Source organism: Pseudomonas sp. Pse35, assembly GCF_024519715.1.
Taxonomy (GTDB): domain Bacteria; phylum Pseudomonadota; class Gammaproteobacteria; order Pseudomonadales; family Pseudomonadaceae; genus Aquipseudomonas; species Aquipseudomonas paracarnis.
Genome location: NZ_JALJRP010000011.1, coordinates 59,783 through 71,984 on the forward strand (window position 1 = coordinate 59,783; position 12,202 = coordinate 71,984).

Annotated in this window: 16 protein-coding genes; 7 read left to right on the forward strand and 9 right to left on the reverse strand. The window is 60.1% G+C overall.

The annotated features are described in order from the left end of the window. The first annotated feature begins 101 nt into the window (after window positions 1-101). The gene (gene trxB / locus OC445_RS12150) at window positions 102-1,064 is read left to right on the forward strand and encodes a thioredoxin-disulfide reductase (RefSeq protein ID WP_010206474.1); all 963 of its coding nucleotides are present in this window, start codon (window positions 102-104) and stop codon (window positions 1,062-1,064) included. Between the two features lie 167 nt (window positions 1,065-1,231). Here trxB and OC445_RS12155 read toward each other — a convergent pair whose 3' ends face one another. The 6 genes from OC445_RS12155 to OC445_RS12180 are packed head-to-tail and all read right to left on the reverse strand — an operon-like array spanning window position 1,232 to window position 4,155. Then, on the reverse strand, window positions 1,232-1,570 hold the full coding sequence (locus OC445_RS12155; protein WP_054896975.1) for a HopJ type III effector protein: 339 nt from the start codon (window positions 1,568-1,570) through the stop codon (window positions 1,232-1,234). Next, on the reverse strand, window positions 1,563-1,859 hold the full coding sequence (locus OC445_RS12160) for a DUF1244 domain-containing protein (protein WP_032879544.1): 297 nt from the start codon (window positions 1,857-1,859) through the stop codon (window positions 1,563-1,565). The genes OC445_RS12155 and OC445_RS12160 overlap by 8 nt, the downstream gene beginning before the upstream one ends. Before the next feature lie 15 nt (window positions 1,860-1,874). Then, complete coding sequence (gene folX / locus OC445_RS12165; protein WP_003194073.1) at window positions 1,875-2,246, reverse strand: dihydroneopterin triphosphate 2'-epimerase; 372 nt, start codon at window positions 2,244-2,246, stop codon at window positions 1,875-1,877. A gap of 2 nt (window positions 2,247-2,248) precedes the next feature. Beyond that, complete coding sequence (gene folE, locus OC445_RS12170; RefSeq protein ID WP_003194072.1) at window positions 2,249-2,809, reverse strand: GTP cyclohydrolase I FolE; 561 nt, start codon at window positions 2,807-2,809, stop codon at window positions 2,249-2,251. Window positions 2,810-2,829: 20 nt separating this feature from the next. Beyond that, a complete protein-coding gene (gene folM, locus OC445_RS12175) occupies window positions 2,830-3,540 on the reverse strand; it encodes a dihydromonapterin reductase (protein WP_054921547.1) in 711 nt (236 codons plus the stop codon). A 57-nt stretch (window positions 3,541-3,597) separates the two neighbouring features. Then, entirely contained in the window at window positions 3,598-4,155 is a 558-nt protein-coding gene (locus OC445_RS12180; RefSeq protein ID WP_054896973.1) for a hypothetical protein, read from the reverse strand. Between the two features lie 213 nt (window positions 4,156-4,368). Between OC445_RS12180 and OC445_RS12185 the strand changes: the two genes are divergently transcribed. Continuing rightward, window positions 4,369-5,367: a MerR family transcriptional regulator gene (locus OC445_RS12185; protein WP_127881027.1), complete on the forward strand. Its 999-nt coding sequence runs from the start codon at window positions 4,369-4,371 to the stop codon at window positions 5,365-5,367. Here OC445_RS12185 and OC445_RS12190 read toward each other — a convergent pair. Together OC445_RS12190 and OC445_RS12195 are read right to left on the reverse strand one after the other, a co-directional pair. Beyond that, window positions 5,321-5,926, reverse strand: a complete 606-nt coding sequence (locus OC445_RS12190; RefSeq protein ID WP_198791551.1) for a hypothetical protein — start codon at window positions 5,924-5,926, stop codon at window positions 5,321-5,323. The genes OC445_RS12185 and OC445_RS12190 overlap by 47 nt on opposite strands. A 58-nt stretch (window positions 5,927-5,984) precedes the next feature. Next, complete coding sequence (locus tag OC445_RS12195; protein WP_054896971.1) at window positions 5,985-6,452, reverse strand: PAS domain-containing protein; 468 nt, start codon at window positions 6,450-6,452, stop codon at window positions 5,985-5,987. Window positions 6,453-6,581: 129 nt separating this feature from the next. Here OC445_RS12195 and OC445_RS12200 point away from each other — a divergent pair, with 129 nt between their 5' ends. The 4 genes from OC445_RS12200 to OC445_RS12215 all read left to right on the forward strand — a co-directional run bounded on the left by OC445_RS12200 (window position 6,582) and on the right by OC445_RS12215 (window position 9,927). Then, window positions 6,582-7,037, forward strand: coding sequence for a flavodoxin (locus OC445_RS12200; RefSeq protein WP_014719876.1), 456 nt, complete (start codon window positions 6,582-6,584; stop codon window positions 7,035-7,037). A 175-nt stretch (window positions 7,038-7,212) separates the two neighbouring features. Continuing rightward, window positions 7,213-7,995, forward strand: a complete 783-nt coding sequence (locus OC445_RS12205; protein ID WP_054896970.1) for a class II aldolase/adducin family protein — start codon at window positions 7,213-7,215, stop codon at window positions 7,993-7,995. Beyond that, a complete protein-coding gene (locus OC445_RS12210) occupies window positions 7,995-8,897 on the forward strand; it encodes an alpha/beta fold hydrolase (RefSeq protein ID WP_054921550.1) in 903 nt (300 codons plus the stop codon). The genes OC445_RS12205 and OC445_RS12210 overlap by 1 nt, the downstream gene beginning before the upstream one ends. 118 nt (window positions 8,898-9,015) lie before the next feature. Continuing rightward, a complete protein-coding gene (locus OC445_RS12215; RefSeq protein WP_034128734.1) occupies window positions 9,016-9,927 on the forward strand; it encodes an SDR family oxidoreductase in 912 nt (303 codons plus the stop codon). A 176-nt stretch (window positions 9,928-10,103) separates the two neighbouring features. Here OC445_RS12215 and OC445_RS12220 read toward each other — a convergent pair whose 3' ends face one another. Then, entirely contained in the window at window positions 10,104-10,328 is a 225-nt protein-coding gene (locus OC445_RS12220; protein ID WP_138763960.1) for a hypothetical protein, read from the reverse strand. Window positions 10,329-10,407: 79 nt separating this feature from the next. On the opposite strand from OC445_RS12220, the gene OC445_RS12225 reads away from it, so the two are divergent. Then, a complete protein-coding gene (locus tag OC445_RS12225) occupies window positions 10,408-12,198 on the forward strand; it encodes a DUF1302 domain-containing protein (protein WP_014719872.1) in 1,791 nt (596 codons plus the stop codon). Window positions 12,199-12,202 lie beyond the last annotated feature (4 nt).

Sequence of the window (12,202 nt, forward strand, 5' to 3'; positions counted from 1 at the left end):
ATTATTTTCAGGACCTGGCGAGTCAAAGCCTTCCCCAAGTGCTTCGCCGTCCTTTTTTATTCCCGCCGCCCTGTGGTCCGGGCGGTCGGTAGGAGTGAGTCATGTCTGATACCCGTCATTCCCGAGTGATTATTCTCGGTTCCGGCCCTGCCGGTTACAGCGCCGCTGTCTACGCTGCCCGGGCCAATCTCAAGCCGTTGCTGATCACCGGCATGCAGGCGGGCGGTCAGTTGACCACCACTACTGAAGTCGACAACTGGCCGGGCGATGTCCATGGCTTGACTGGCCCGGTGCTCATGGAACGCATGAAAGAGCACGCCGAGCGCTTTGAAACCGAGATCGTCTTCGACCATATCAACCAGGTCGACTTCTCGAAAAAGCCTTACAGCCTGACCGGTGACAGCGGTGTGTACACCTGCGATGCACTGATCATTGCCACTGGTGCCAGTGCGCGTTACCTGGGCCTGCCGTCGGAAGAAGCGTTCATGGGCAAGGGTGTTTCGGCCTGCGCCACTTGCGATGGTTTCTTCTACCGCAACAAGCCGGTTGCCGTGGTCGGCGGTGGCAACACTGCCGTGGAAGAGGCGCTGTACCTGGCCAACATCGCCAGCACCGTGACCCTGGTTCACCGCCGCGAGACCTTCCGCGCCGAGAAGATCCTGATCGACAAGCTGCACGCCCGTGTCGCTGAAGGCAAGATCATCCTCAAGCTCAACGCCACCCTGGATGAAGTCCTGGGCGACAACATGGGTGTGACCGGTGCCCGTCTGAAAAACAACGACGGCAGTTTCGACGAGCTGAAAGTCGACGGCGTGTTCATCGCTATCGGCCACACTCCGAACACCTCACTGTTCGAAGGCGTACTGGAAGCCAAGGACGGGTACCTGGTGGTGCAGGGCGGCCGTGAAGGCAATGCAACTGCGACCAACATCGAAGGTATCTTCGCTGCCGGCGACGTGGCAGACCACGTTTACCGCCAGGCCATCACCTCGGCCGGCGCCGGTTGCATGGCGGCCCTGGATGCCGAGCGTTACCTCGACGGTTTGAAGGACGCTTCGTTCTAAACCCGTTGACTCAAAAAACCGGCGAAAGCCGGTTTTTTTATGCCTGCGATCTAACCTACACCGCTAAACAAATGTGGGAGCTGGCTTGCCTGCGATAGCGGTGTGATAGTCACCACCGCCATCGCGGGCAAGCCCGGCTCCCACATTGAGCGGGGTTGGTTATTAAATCAGCGGCGAGTCAGAGGCTGTTCAGCAAACTTCACTGCGGCCAGTCCATGGGCAATCAACGCTCGGATATTGCCATGGTCACTGCCCTCAGGCGTCGCCACCACCGACCGGTAATGCTCACCAAACGCCAGCAGTGCTTCCTTATCACTCAACCCTTCCAGCAGCGCCAAACCCAGGGTCTTGCACGACCCTTCATTCTGCCCAGCGGCATTTTCCACACCGCCGTTGATGAAAGCTTGCGGCTGGTAGTCGTAACCCGCCGCGACGAACGCCAAGGTATCGGCAAAGGCGTGTTCGCCGCTGTTGAGGCTGGCGCGCAGGGTGTTCAAATCAGTCATGAGGCTTTCCTTTGGCGAACGCGGCCTGTTGGTCTGCGTTGGCTTCTTGCTGGTATTGGGCTTTCCACTCGGCGTACGGCATGCCGTACACCACTTCACGGGCGTCATCGAGGCTGACCTCGATCTGGCGTTCGTCGGCCTCGGCCTTGTACCACTTGGACAGGCAGTTGCGGCAGAAGCCGGCGAGGTTCATCAGGTCGATATTCTGCACATCCTTGCGGCTGTCCAGGTGGGCCACCAATCGGCGAAAGGCGGCGGCTTCGAGTTCGAGGCGTTGTTGGTCGTTCATAGGGCTCACTTAGTATCAGCGGCTGGCGGCCAGAGTGATCGAAACCGACTCGGCAAAGCGCAGCGCGTGGGGCTTGTCCACTTCGACTTCGGCGTACAGCACCGATTCGTTGCTCATCACCAGGTCCAGCAATTCCTGGGTCAGGCGCTCCAGCAGGGCAAAGCGATTGCCTTCGACGTGAGCGATGATGGCCTTGGTGATGGTGCGGTAGTTCAGGGCGTGGTCGATGTCGTTGTCACGCACGGCTTCCTGGGCGGCATACAGGATGGTCAGGTTGATCAGCACATCCTGCTTGTTGAGGATTTCGTCCTCGTTGATGCCGATAAAGGTGCGCAGGCACAGGTCCTTGACCCGGATACGCGCCATGCCTGGTTGAAGTTGTGGCATTGCTACTTGCTCCGTCCAATCAGTTGCAGGAACTCCATGCGGGTGGTGTTCGACTCGCGAAAGGCGCCGAGCATCACCGAGGTGTTCATGGTTGAATTCTGTTTCTCCACGCCGCGCATCATCATGCACATGTGTTTGGCTTCGATCACCACCGCCACGCCGGCGGCCTGGGTCACATCCTGGATGGCGTCGGCGATTTGCCGCGTGAGGTTCTCCTGGATCTGCAGGCGCCGGGCGAACATGTCGACAATGCGCGCCAGTTTTGACAGGCCCAGCACCTTGCCGGTCGGAATATAGGCCACATGGGCCTTGCCGATGAAGGGCAGCAAGTGATGCTCGCACAACGAGTACAACTCGATGTCCTTGAGGATCACCATCTCGTCATTGTCTGACGCGAACAGCGCGCCGTTGACGATTTCCTCCAGATTCTGCTCATAGCCATGACACAGGTACTGCATGGCCTTGGCGGCACGCTTGGGCGTATCGAGCAGGCCCTCGCGCTGCGGGTCTTCGCCCAGGCCCTTGAGGATCTCGCGGTAGTGGTGGGGCAGGGATAAGGTCATACAACATCCTCGTAAACGGCTTACTTGATATGCCGCCCACCGTTGACGGTCAGGGTGGTACCGGTGACATAGGGATTGTCCAGCAGGTAACGCACGCTCTGGTAGATCACCTCGGGTCCGGGTTCGATGCCCAGGGCCGACTTGGCCAGGACCTTGGCGCGATAGGCCGCGTCATCGCCTTCGTTGAACATCACCATCGCCGGTGCGATACCGTTGACCTTGATCAGCGGCGCGAACTGTGCGGCAAACGATAACGTGAGGCTGTCGAGCCCGGCCTTGGTGGCGCAATAGGCGATGTGCTGCTGGCTGCCCTTGCGCACCACGTCATCGCTGATATGCACGATATCGGCGGGTGTCGAGCGTTGCAGCAAAGGTGAACAATGCAGGTTGATCAGGTACGGCGCAAGCATGTGCACGCTGAACATGTCGATAAAGGCACGGCTTTCGTCGCCCGGGGTTTCGGCGACCCAGGCTGAAGCGTTGTGGATGATTGCTCGCAGGCTTTGAGTATGGGTTTTGACTGCGGCAATGAAAGCCAGCACTCCGGCTTCGCTGGAGAAATCGGCAAACACGCCGATGGCACCGCGCTCACGCAGCGCCTGCACGCCGGGGCGTTCGCTGCGGTAGCTGAACATCACCGCTTGGCCTTCATCCAACAGGCGCTCGGCACAATGCAGGCCGACACGCTGGCCGGCACCGGTGATCAGGATCGGAGCGTTGGTTGCATTCATGGGAGGCTCAAGTCGCTGGCAGGCTCAAACTATACCAGCGCGCCGGCCTCCCTGTACTCAAGCGGCGGCTTCAGTGACTTTGCGAGGGGGCGAAGGGTGCAGCCAGTTCGCCAGCAGATGGGTCGACAGCGGTATAAAGAAATAAACCATCAACGGGGTCAGGGCTGCGGTGCTCACCAGTACGCGGCTGAACAGGTCCAACTCGCTGAGCAGCGGCCCCAGGCCGAAGTTGAACAGCAACGATACCGGGAAAAAAGCCAACCAGATGGCCACCGCCTGTTTCCAGCGTGGCGGGCGGGCACCCGCTGCGCCGAACCAGCCATCGATACCGCTGACACGGTGTTCCGACGGGTTGGCAAATAGCTCGCTGCCACGGCTCAGCCACGCGCTGCGCGAAGCGGAGAACTCCCATGCGTGCAGGGTTTTTTCATCGGCGAAGCGGAAGATGATCTGGAATTCATCATCATGGGGTGGTGGCGCCAGCACGCCGGAGCCCAGGTAACCGGGGAAGTCAGTCGCCAATTGCTCGCCTTCGCGCAGCCAGGCCATCAGTTCTTCGTAGCGACCTTTGGCCACGCGGCGCGCAACCATCAGGGTGACGGGTGAGGTAGACATCGTATATCTCCAAATCAGCAAGTGCGCCGAGCCGGGTAGGCGGCGCACGAACGAAGCTGCGGGGTGGTGCAGCGACGCAAAAGAACAGGCAAGGATTATTCCGGTTTTGCCCAAATACGCCAGAAACTTCGGATGGATCGCCGTAGATCTTGAATCATGCAGTTCAATCGGCGTTAAATAGGATCCAAATTCATACAAGTTTTTTGACTGCTGATGCCTGAAATCACTGCGCCTCTTCGCGAAACGACACCCGACAGCCACACTGACTGCGAGGGCCTGTTTCCGATTCGTGAAGTGGCAAGACTCACAGGCGTGAACCCGGTAACGCTACGTGCCTGGGAGCGTCGCTACGGTTTGATCCAGCCTGTACGCACCGAAAGTGGGCACAGGCTTTACTCAAGCACCGATATCGAAACCGTGCACCGCATCCTCGACTGGATCGAGCGTGGCGTAGCGGTGAGCAAAGTCGGCAAGCTTTTGGCGCGCGACCCACAGCCCAACGAGCCGGCTACAGCGTCACGCAGCGATACCGAGCTGGAGTGGCGCCAATGGCAGGCGCAACTGCGGCAGGCCATCAGTGCCTTTGATGATCGTGAGCTCGACCGGTTGTACGGCCAGATCTTCAGCGTCTATTCGACGACCGTGGTGTTCCAGGACATTTTGGTCCCGCTGTGGCAGCAGTTGTTACGTCACCAAGGCCGCTTTGGCCAAGCCAGCGAGTGGCTGTTCTTCGACAATTTCCTGCGCTCGCGCGTCGCACGGTGCCTGCAAATGGCCTGTGCCTCGCCAGTGCCCAGGGTGTTGCTCTCAGCCATTGCCGGAGAGTGCCGTGAGCTGGAGTTGCTGGTGGCGGGCTTGTTGATGTCGAGCGAGAAACTGGCGGTCAAGGTCCTGGGCGTTGGCCAGCCACTGGATGAGTTGACGCTGATCTGCGAGCGCACTCGACCGCAAGCCCTGGTGCTGTTTTCCAACCATGCCCCTGGCGCAGAGTTGGCGTCACGGCTCAATCGCCTGGCCTTCACCCTCGATTGCCCGTTGTTGCTGGCTGGAGAGGCGTCGGACCTGGCGGGACACAGCCTGGCAGGTTCGTCGATTGGTTGCCTGGGCAATGACGGACGCTGGATGCCGCGCCGCTTACAGCAACTGCTCAGCGGCACCTGGCGTCTCAGGCATGAACGTGAGGATGCACCAGGCGATGCTGGTGCAGGATGAACTGGCGTAACCGTTCGATCTCATCAGCATTGCTTTGGCTCAGGCGGTAGGCGAACAGGCCGCGGGCGGTTACCCGCTCCAGCGTACCGCGCAGGGCGATGCGTTCGTAGCCGGAAGGGCTGAACCACAGGGAAAACGTCTTGGGCGGTTTGACCCGGCCACGCACTTCTACCAGCACCCCTTTGAATGACACTTCGTGCACCCACAGCGCGCTGGAGTAGCCCTTGATGTTTTCCAGCGCCACCGGCGTTTCAAGCGCCAGGCGCCACGGGCGGATCATCGGCCCATCTTCAAAAATGCTCGGTACGCCCAAGCGTAAATGCACAGCATGAAACTCATCTTCCACCAAGTGCAACGGGAAGGTGAGTTGCTGGTTGTCGAACTGCGCCTGGATGGTGACCTGGTCGTGAGCCGCTAGCCGCGTGAGCAGATCGCGAATCTGTGCGCCGCCATTAACCGTCAGGCTCGACCATGCATCCCGCAGGTTGAGCTGCGGGTTGTGTGTCATGTCCTGGATAAAATCCAGCTCGTCCTGCGTCAATAGCGTGTCGCGTTGCATTGATCTGGCTCAAGGCTGAGGCATTAAAAAGCCATTATCGCTCTAAAGACCGCATTTTTTACAGTTTGTTAAATCCACTCGTCGCCTTGAGTGCGGCGAGCTCGCTCTTGAGCTCGGCCAACTGAGCTTCCAGTTGGGCGACACGCTGTTGTGCCTTGACTTGAGTGGTGACGTCTTTCTGCACACCGACGAAATAGGTTTGCTTGTCGACCTCGTTGTACACGGTCGAAAGCGATAGCTCGTTCCAGAAAGGCGTGCCGTCCTTACGGTAGTTACGCAGGATCTCTCGGCAGGTGCCGCCGCTGTCGAGTGCATCACGAATGGCGATCAAGGCCGGTTGGTCGCGGTCGCCCGCCTGCAGGAAGCGGCAGTCCTGATAGAGGATCTCGTCCAGCGTGTAGCCAGTCATCCTTTCGAAGGCCGGGTTGACGTAGATCAGTGGTTTCTCCCGGCCTTCGCGCTCGGCAACAACGATTCCGTCGTTGGACGCATTGACGACCATTTGCAGCAGTTTGGCGTTAATCATAGAGCGGTCCATGGCCTGGTTTTGACCTTGCCAGTTTATGGCAAGTCTGGAATGTTGCACGGTGCGCACTGAAATATTGGCACGGGCTGCTAATATCCCACGCTTTCACTCAACTACAGGATCAGATTGATGAAAGTCGCCATCCTCTCCGGCTCGGTCTACGGTACGGCTGAAGAAGTCGCTCGCCACGCGGAAGAAATCCTCAAGGACGCAGGTTTCAACGCCTGGCACAACGCGCGTGCCACGCTGGCAGACGTGCAGGCCTTTGCTCCCGATGCATTCCTGGCAGTGACCTCGACCACCGGCATGGGCGAGCTGCCCGACAATCTGCAGCCTCTGTACTCAACCATCCGCGACCAACTGCCCGCCGCCTGGCGCGGCCTGCCGGGAGCGGTCATCGGCCTGGGCGACGCCAGCTATGGCGATACCTTCTGTGGCGGCGGTGAACAAATGCGCGAATTGTTCGCCGAACTGGGCATCCGCGAAGTGCAGCCGATGCTGCGCCTGGACGCCAGCGAAAGCGTCACCCCGGAAGCTGACGCCGAGCCTTGGCTGGCCGATTTGATCACCGCGCTGCGCGGTTGAACCCCAGGGAGCGCCGTTATTGACGGCGCTTGTTTGACACGTATTTGTACTATTCTCTTGACTGACTCGCTCAGTCATCAAGCTGGCTGCCAAGGAAACTCCTTGCGCCTCGGCGTCTGACTAGACTGGCTCTCACTTTAGACACCATAAGAAGTGCGCCAAGGAGGTCATTGCCATGAGCCTAGCCCCTGCACCATCGCCACAAAACGTCAAAGCCCAGGTCAGCGCCGCCGAATGGCAAACCCGCGTGGACCTCGCGGCCTGCTATCGCCTGGTGGCCATGCACGGCTGGGATGACCTGATCTTCACGCATATTTCGGCCAAGGTGCCGGGCACTGAAGATTTCCTGATCAACCCCTATGGGCTGATGTTCCATGAGATCACCGCGTCGAGCCTGGTCAAGGTTGACCAGGCCGGCAATAAGCAAATGGACAGCCCCTACGAGATCAACCCTGCGGGCTACACCATCCACAGCGCCATCCACGAAGTGCGCCACGACGTGACCTGCGTGCTGCACACCCACACCGCTGCCGGCGTGGCGGTGTGTGCGCAAAAGCAGGGTGTATTGCCCATCAGCCAGCAATCGCTGTTTGTGCTCTCCAGCCTGGGCTATCACGCCTATGAAGGCGTGGCGCTCAATCATGAGGAAAAGGCCCGGTTGCAAGCGGATCTGGGTCCGAACAATTTCCTGATGCTGCACAACCACGGCCTGCTGACCTGCGCCGGCACCATCGCCGACACCTTCCTGATGATGTTTACCTTCCAGCGCGCCTGCGAGATTCAGGTACTGGCCCAAAGCGGCGGCACTGAGTTGATCGCCATCGAGCCGCAGATTCTCGCCGGTGCCAAGGCGATGGTGGCAGCTGTCACAAAAAGCGCCCAAGGTATGGGCGGTGCTCTGGCCTGGCCGGCACTGCTGCGCAAATTGGATAATCAGGACCCCGGGTATAAAAGCTGATGCCACTCGCCGAGATACCGCTCAGAGCCTGGCGCAAGCGCGGCCAGGACTTCGTCTTTCGTGGCCACACCGTGCGCTATTGGGTGGCCGGGCAGGGCGAGCCGTTGCTGCTGATTCATGGTTTCCCCACGGCCAGTTGGGACTGGCACTACCTGTGGCAACCCCTGGCCCAGCGCAACCTGGTGATTGCCTGCGACATGCTCGGCTTTGGCGACTCGGCCAAACCCTTGGACCACGACTATTGCCTGTTGGAACAGGCCGATCTGCAACAGGCGCTGCTTGAGCACCTGCGCGTAGAGCAGCCGGTGCATGTGTTGGCTCATGACTACGGCGACAGTGTCGCCCAGGAATTATTGGCTCGGCATTACGAGGGCCGGTTCCAGATGGCGAGTTGTGTATTTCTCAACGGCGGGCTGTTTCCGGAAACCCATCGGCCGGCGCTGGTGCAAAAGCTGCTGCTCAGCCCGTTGGGCTGGATGATCGGTCGGGCCTTTGGGCGCAATGCCTTGGCCAGCAGTTTCAACCAGATCTTCGGCCCCCAGACGCGGCCCAGTGAAAGCGTGCTGGATGATTTCTGGAGTTTGATCAGTTGCAACGACGGCCCGCGTATCCTGCACAAACTGATCGCCTACATCCCCCAGCGCCGTCGTCTGCGCGAGCGCTGGCTCACGGCCATGCAGCGAGGCGAAGTGCCGCTGCGGGTGATCGACGGCGAAGTAGACCCGATTTCCGGGGCCCATATGGTCGAGCGCTATCGCCAACTGGTGCCCCAGCCCGACACGATAAGGCTGGCCAATATCGGCCATTACCCCCAGATCGAGGCGCCGGTCCAAGTGCTCAAGCATTACCAGGCGTTTCGTGAGCGCATCAGCCAGCCTTCACCGCGCGCGGCCTATTCCTGAGCCTGCGCATCATCCCGCTGCCTTATCAAGCACCATTCAGCCCTGGCCGTCTTTATTGTGACCAAAGGCTGCTTGCGTGACACTCTGCCTATTCCCATTGTCGCCAGCGGAGTTCGGTATGAGTGAGTCAGTGCAGTTCCAGGATAAGGTGGTGATCGTCACCGGCGCCGGTGGTGGCTTGGGCCAGGCCCATGCGCTGCTGTTCGCCAGGCACGGGGCCAAAGTGCTGGTCAACGACCTGGGGGGGTCAACCCAAGGCGAGGGCGCCAACGCCTCGGCGGCCGACCGGGTGGTGGCGCAGATCCGCGCGGCGGGCGGCATTGCGGAAGCCAACCATGACTCCGTCACCGACGGCGACAAGATCGTACAGAACGCACTGGATGTCTTCGGCCGGGTCGACGTGGTGGTCAACAACGCCGGCATCCTGCGCGACAAGACCTTCCATAAAATGGATGACAGCGACTGGGACCTGGTTTACCGGGTGCACGTCGAAGGCGCCTACAAAGTCACCCGCGCCGCCTGGCCGCATTTGCGCGAGCAGGGTTATGGCCGGGTGATCTTCACGGCGTCGACGTCCGGTATCTACGGCAACTTCGGCCAGTCCAACTACGGCATGGCCAAGTTGGGCCTGTATGGCTTGACGCGTACCCTGGCGCTGGAAGGGCGTAAGAACAACATCCTGGTCAACGCGATTGCCCCCACCGGTGGCACACGCATGACCGAAGGGCTGATCCCGCCGCAGGTGTTCGAGCGCCTCAAGCCGGAACTGGTCAGCCCACTGGTGGTGTACCTGGGCAGTGACGCCTGTGAGGAAACCGCAGGCTTGTTTGAAGTGGGTGGCGGCTGGATCGGCAAGACCCGTTGGGAGCGCAGCCTGGGTGTGGGTTTTGATCCCGAGGCCGGTTTTTCGCCGGAGGATGTGGCCGCGCACTGGCAGCAGATCTGCGATTTCGAAGGGGCTGCGCACCCCAAGGACAATATTGAGGCGCTGAAGGAAATGATGGCCAACTTGCAGAAGTTCAGCCTCTGATCATTGCCGGTAAATCAATGAATCCCACGGGGCGTCGATGACGCCCCGTTTTATTGCAGGCATAAAAAAGGCCGCCGCATAGGCAGCGGCCGAAGTAAGACGTTGGATCAAGGAGCGACAAATCAACGTCAGTGAACACCGGGAACAGACTGATTACAGGATCAATCCGTTATAAATCAGCTTTTCTCCCCAATGCGGGAGCGGGCCGTTTGCCCTGAAAGCCAGGTAAGAATAATCGGTTGTAACAGAATGAGTAATAGCAGTTCGGGACAAGGACTGTTACCAAATCGACAATAATTGCCCGGCACCATCGATGCCTCTGATAAGCCTTCATCCATCGCATGCATGGCCCGGTCCAGCGCCCGGCCAGAGAACCCCGTCATCCTTTCGAGCGACAACACGAATACCTCCTTGGTGCGCTTATCGCCCCTCAAGGGCGGCAGTAGGGTGGAGCCTTCTGTCACTCACCGGGGAAGACGCATGACAAAAACAATAATGCGCGCCATCTTCACGCCACAGGCGCTGGCCACTGCGGTTGCGCTGGGCTGCTGTGCCCAGGCGCAGGCTGTTTCGTTCAACATCGGCGAGATCGAAGGGCAATTCGACTCCTCGCTGTCGGTCGGCGCCAGCTGGGGCATGCGCGATGCCGACAAAAGCCTGGTCGGCACGGTCAATGGCGGGACGGGCCAGGCGTCCACCGGAGATGACGGGCGCCTCAACTTCAAGAAGGGCGAGACCTTCTCCAAGATCTTCAAGGGGCTGCACGACCTTGAGTTGAAGTACGGCGACACCGGGGTATTCGTGCGTGGCAAGTATTGGTACGACTTCGAGCTCAAGGACGAAGACCGCGAGTTCAAGCCCATCAGCGACCACAACCGCAAGGAAGGCGCCAAGTCCAGCGGTGCGCAGATCCTCGATGCCTTCGTCTACCACAACTACTCCCTGGGCGACCTGCCCGGCACCGTGCGCGCCGGCAAGCAGGTGGTCAGTTGGGGCGAAAGTACCTTCATCGGTAACTCCATCAACAGCATCAACCCGATCGACGTGTCGGCGTTCCGCAGGCCCGGTGCCGAGATCAAGGAAGGCTTGATCCCGGTGAACATGCTGTTTGCCTCCCAGAGCCTGACCAATCAACTGACCGTGGAAGGTTTTTATCAACTGGAATGGGATCAGACGGTGCTCGACAACTGCGGCACCTTTTTCGGCGGGGACGTAGCGGCGGATGGCTGCACCAATAACTACACCGTGGGCAGCCCGGCGATCCGACCGCTGCAACCGGTGGCGGCTGCCTTTGGCCAAGGGTTTGGCGTGACCAATGAAGGCGTGATTGTGCGGCGTGCCGGTGACCGCGATGCGCGTGACTCCGGCCAGTTCGGCGCGGCCCTGCGTTGGCTGGGTGATGACACTGAATACGGCCTGTACTTCATGAACTACCACAGTCGCACACCGACCGTCGGCACCCTGACCGCCAATACCAACCTGGCCACCATCGGGCGCATCATCAACACCGCCAACGCCCTGGCGCCCGGTTCCGGGGGCGGTTTGGCGCAAAGCACCATGCTCGGCCGCGGCCAGTACTACCTGGATTACCCGGAAGACATCCGCCTGTTCGGCGCCAGTTTCTCCACCACCTTGCCCACGGGCACGGCGTGGACCGGCGAAATCAGCTATCGGCCCAATGCGCCGGTGCAGCTCAACACCACCGACCTGACCCTGGCCCTGGTCAACCCCATTGCGGGCCAACTCGCCTCACCCATCCGCAGCAATTTCGGCGATGACAACAAAGGCTATCGCCGCAAGGAAATCACCCAGATTCAGAGCACCATGACCCAGTTCTTCGACCAGGTACTGGGCGCCGAGCGCCTGACCCTGGTGGGCGAAGCCGCGGTGGTGCACGTCGCCGGCCTGGAAGACAAAACCAAACTGCGTTACGGCCGAGACTCGGTGTACGGCGCCTACGGTTTTCAAGGTGACACCGACGGTTTTGTCACCTCCACCTCCTGGGGCTACCGGGCGCGGGCGATCCTTGACTACAACAACGCCATTGCCGGTGTGAACCTCAAGCCCAACCTGTCCTGGTCCCATGACGTCGCGGGCTACGGCCCCAACGGCCTGTTCAACAAAGGCGCCAAGGCCATCAGCGTCGGCGTGGATGCGGACTATCGCAGCACCTACACCGCAAGCCTGAGCTACACCGACTTTTTTGGCGGTGACTACAACACCCTGACCGACCGCGACTTCCTCGCCCTCAGCTTCGGCGTGAACTTCTGATCTG

Coding starts and splice junctions, on each gene's coding strand:
- OC445_RS12155 (WP_054896975.1), bottom strand. CDS start 1,570: ATGACTGATTTGAACACCCTGCGCGCCAGCCTCAACAGCGGCGAACAC.
- OC445_RS12185 (WP_127881027.1), top strand. CDS start 4,369: ATGCCTGAAATCACTGCGCCTCTTCGCGAAACGACACCCGACAGCCAC.
- OC445_RS12200 (WP_014719876.1), top strand. CDS start 6,582: ATGAAAGTCGCCATCCTCTCCGGCTCGGTCTACGGTACGGCTGAAGAA.
- OC445_RS12225 (WP_014719872.1), top strand. CDS start 10,408: ATGACAAAAACAATAATGCGCGCCATCTTCACGCCACAGGCGCTGGCC.
- trxB (WP_010206474.1), top strand. CDS start 102: ATGTCTGATACCCGTCATTCCCGAGTGATTATTCTCGGTTCCGGCCCT.
- OC445_RS12205 (WP_054896970.1), top strand. CDS start 7,213: ATGAGCCTAGCCCCTGCACCATCGCCACAAAACGTCAAAGCCCAGGTC.
- OC445_RS12195 (WP_054896971.1), bottom strand. CDS start 6,452: ATGATTAACGCCAAACTGCTGCAAATGGTCGTCAATGCGTCCAACGAC.
- folM (WP_054921547.1), bottom strand. CDS start 3,540: ATGAATGCAACCAACGCTCCGATCCTGATCACCGGTGCCGGCCAGCGT.
- OC445_RS12215 (WP_034128734.1), top strand. CDS start 9,016: ATGAGTGAGTCAGTGCAGTTCCAGGATAAGGTGGTGATCGTCACCGGC.
- OC445_RS12190 (WP_198791551.1), bottom strand. CDS start 5,926: ATGCAACGCGACACGCTATTGACGCAGGACGAGCTGGATTTTATCCAG.
- OC445_RS12160 (WP_032879544.1), bottom strand. CDS start 1,859: ATGAACGACCAACAACGCCTCGAACTCGAAGCCGCCGCCTTTCGCCGA.
- OC445_RS12210 (WP_054921550.1), top strand. CDS start 7,995: ATGCCACTCGCCGAGATACCGCTCAGAGCCTGGCGCAAGCGCGGCCAG.
- folX (WP_003194073.1), bottom strand. CDS start 2,246: ATGCCACAACTTCAACCAGGCATGGCGCGTATCCGGGTCAAGGACCTG.
- OC445_RS12180 (WP_054896973.1), bottom strand. CDS start 4,155: ATGTCTACCTCACCCGTCACCCTGATGGTTGCGCGCCGCGTGGCCAAA.
- folE (WP_003194072.1), bottom strand. CDS start 2,809: ATGACCTTATCCCTGCCCCACCACTACCGCGAGATCCTCAAGGGCCTG.